Source organism: uncultured Pseudoalteromonas sp., from assembly GCF_963922945.1.
In the GTDB taxonomy this organism is placed as follows: Bacteria; Pseudomonadota; Gammaproteobacteria; order Enterobacterales; family Alteromonadaceae; genus Pseudoalteromonas.
Genome location: NZ_CAWUKC010000159.1, coordinates 1 through 2,958, shown reverse-complemented (window position 1 = coordinate 2,958; position 2,958 = coordinate 1). Strand labels below are relative to the sequence as shown.

Below are 2,958 nucleotides of genomic sequence, written 5' to 3'. Positions count from 1 at the left end.
GCACTGTAAAAAACGAGAATCAATAATGAAAACAACGCTCACCTTTTTAAGCTCCGCGCTTATAGCAAGCTTAGCGAGCCCGGCTGCTTGGGCTCAAAAGCCATTAGAATTTAAAGATGTATTTGATTTTAAATACGCAAAAAACACACAACTTTCAGATGATGGAACTATCCTCAGCTTTAGCGCCAAACCCTACCGTGGTAATGCAAATGGGCAAGTTTATAACTTAACAACAAACACCCTATTAAGTACTGTAGAGCGCGGCACTAAGCCCGTTATTAACAAAGCAGCTAATTGGGTGGCCTTTACACAAGTTCCTACGCTTTTAGAGCAAAAAACGACTAAAAAGAAAGCTGAGCTTAAAAACAACCTTATACTCATCAACACTCAAACCGGTGAAAAACAACAATTTGCCGACGTAAAAGATTATGTATTAGCTGATAATGGCCAGTGGCTTGCTTACCGAGTTGATCAAAAAGCTGAAAAAGACGAAACCAGCAACGATAAAAGCGAAGAAAAAAGCGAAATTACGCCAGACAAAAAAGATAAAAGCTTTGAGCTGGTCATTGTCGATTTAAAAAACAACACAACACATAGCCTAGATAATGTATTTAGTTACGCCATAAGCCCCAATGGCACCCAGTTACTTGCCAGTCAAAGCTTTAGCAATGGTAACAATAATCAAATTGTATTGCTTGAACTTAATAACAACTTTTCGCAAAGTGTATTAATCGACGAGCCAGGTGTTATTGCGCAAACAATTGTGTGGCACCCCAGTAAGGAAATCGCCGCATTAAGCCTTGGTAACTACGTAAACGATGATGAGCGCCGCAGGCAATATGAGCTAAAGCTTTGGCAAAATAGTACCCTTAGTACCATCGCCTCCCCAAATAAAGAGTGGGTCATAGGTAAAACAGCCACGATTAGCTGGTCTGAAAATGGCGAGCGTTTATATTTTGAAAACCACCCTAAGCTTGCTGCTAAAGTAAAAGCAAAAGAGTACACCGACGAAGCATCACTGTATGACTTTGACACGATTCGTGAGCATAAAGGGCTGAATGTTTGGCACAATAACGACGCTCAAATAAAACCACGCGAAGAGCAACAGTGGAACAAAGTAAATAAAAACCGCCATTACACTGCGGTTTTACATTTAGATAGCCAAAAAACTGTGCAGTTAAGCAATGAAAACGTGAGCGATTTAGCGCTCAACACAGAGCGAAACCAAAGCGTACTCGGCTACTCAAACCAAGCTCACCTTGAAAAAATAATGTACGGTGGCTTTTTTGCCGACTACTACAGCATAAATGTAAATACCGGTGAGCAAACAACAATTGTTAAAAACTCGCCGTTTACACCAAGTCTTGCGCCAAATGGTCAGTACGCCGCTTATTTTGCTAATAGCCAAGTTCAGCTTAAAGATTTAAAAAATAATAAAGTAACTGCGCTTAGCAAAGCTATAAAAGCCACGTTTGCAGATGACAAGCACGACTACCCATCAGAGCAGCCTGGCTACGGGTTTGCGGGTTGGATGAACGACAGTAGCCAAGTATTAGTGTATAGCAAATACGATATTTGGGCGTTTGATGTAAATACCCAGCAAGCAACGCAACTAACAAACGGTAAAAATACAGGCACCCAATACCGCGTAATTCAGCTAGATAAAAACCTAGTTGGCTTTAATAAAAATGACACGTTGCTACTATCGGCTGTGAACTTACAATCAAAACAGCGTGAAGTTGCAAAGCTCAACTTAACCTCAAACACAGTCACTAAAGTACTTCGCGGTAATAAACGCTTTGATGTAGTTAAAAAAGCAAAAAATGCCGATAAATACCTGTTTACCGAGCAAACTTACCAACAATTCCCTGATTACTACCAAACTGATTTTAGCTTTTCAGCGCCTAAAAAGGTGACTCAGTTAAACCCACAAATTGCTGATTTTGCCTGGGGCGAAAAGCCAGAGCTAATTAGCTACAAAGGCTTTGATGGCGAGGATTTACAAGGGGTACTAATTAAACCTGCAGGTTATAAAAAAGGTGATAAAGTGCCGGTTGTTGTGTATTTTTACCGCTATATGAGCCAGCGCATGTATGATTTTCCTAAAATGGAGCTAAATCATCGTCCTAACTTCCCTATGTTTACCTCAAACGGTTACGCTGTATTTTTACCTGATATTCGCTTTGAAATAGGCCACCCAGGTAAATCGTCAACGCAAACCATGATCAACGCTACGCAAAAGCTTATAGATTTAGGCATAGCCGACCCAGACAAAATAGGCCTACAAGGGCACTCATGGGCGGGTTATCAAAGTGCGTTTATGATCACCCAAACAGATATGTTTAAAGCGGTTGTATCCGGCGCGCCGGTATCAAACATGACCAGTGCGTACAGTGGCATACGTTTAAAGTCGGGCCTTGCGCGTCAATTTCAATACGAAACAGGACAAAGCCGTATAGGTAAAAACTTATTTGAAGCGCCTGAGCTGTACATCGAAAACTCACCAGTGTTTTTTGCAGACAAAGTAAATACCCCTATTTTAATTATGTTTGGCGATAAAGACGATGCAGTGCCTTGGCACGAAGGCGTGCAATACTACCTTGCACTGCGCAGAGCGGGTAAAGACGCTACTTTTTTACAATACGAAGGCGAACCGCACCACCTTAAAAAGTTTCCTAATCAGGTCGATTTTTCAGTGCGTATGATGCAGTACTTTGATCATTACTTAAAAGGCAAACCAGCTGCAAAGTGGATGACAGAAGGTGAGGCATTCGTTGAAGAGTAAGTAACCCTAATAAAAAAGCCGATATTTCATAAGTAATATCGGCTTTTTTTGTTTTTAAAATTTTACTTAAACTACAAACACAGCTCTCTAAATGGTAACGTCGCCGCGCCTATGGACACCGGAAAATTATCAATATTAGAGACCACCAGCTTAGGCATTGGGCGTTTTGCCCC

1 protein-coding gene is annotated in these 2,958 nt (G+C 41.1%); it reads left to right on the top strand.

Annotated features, from left to right (window positions below; all coding sequences use genetic code 11):
* Nucleotides 1–25: 25 nt before the first annotated feature.
* Nucleotides 26–2,785 (top strand): prolyl oligopeptidase family serine peptidase, encoded by a 2,760-nt coding sequence (locus AABI99_RS17870; RefSeq protein ID WP_338367470.1) that lies wholly within the window; start codon nucleotides 26–28, stop codon nucleotides 2,783–2,785.
* The last annotated feature ends 173 nt before the right edge of the window (nucleotides 2,786–2,958 follow it).

Excerpts from the sequence above, each read along its gene's own strand:
- AABI99_RS17870 (WP_338367470.1), top strand. The coding sequence starts at position 26 with ATGAAAACAACGCTCACCTTTTTAAGCTCCGCGCTTATAGCAAGCTTA.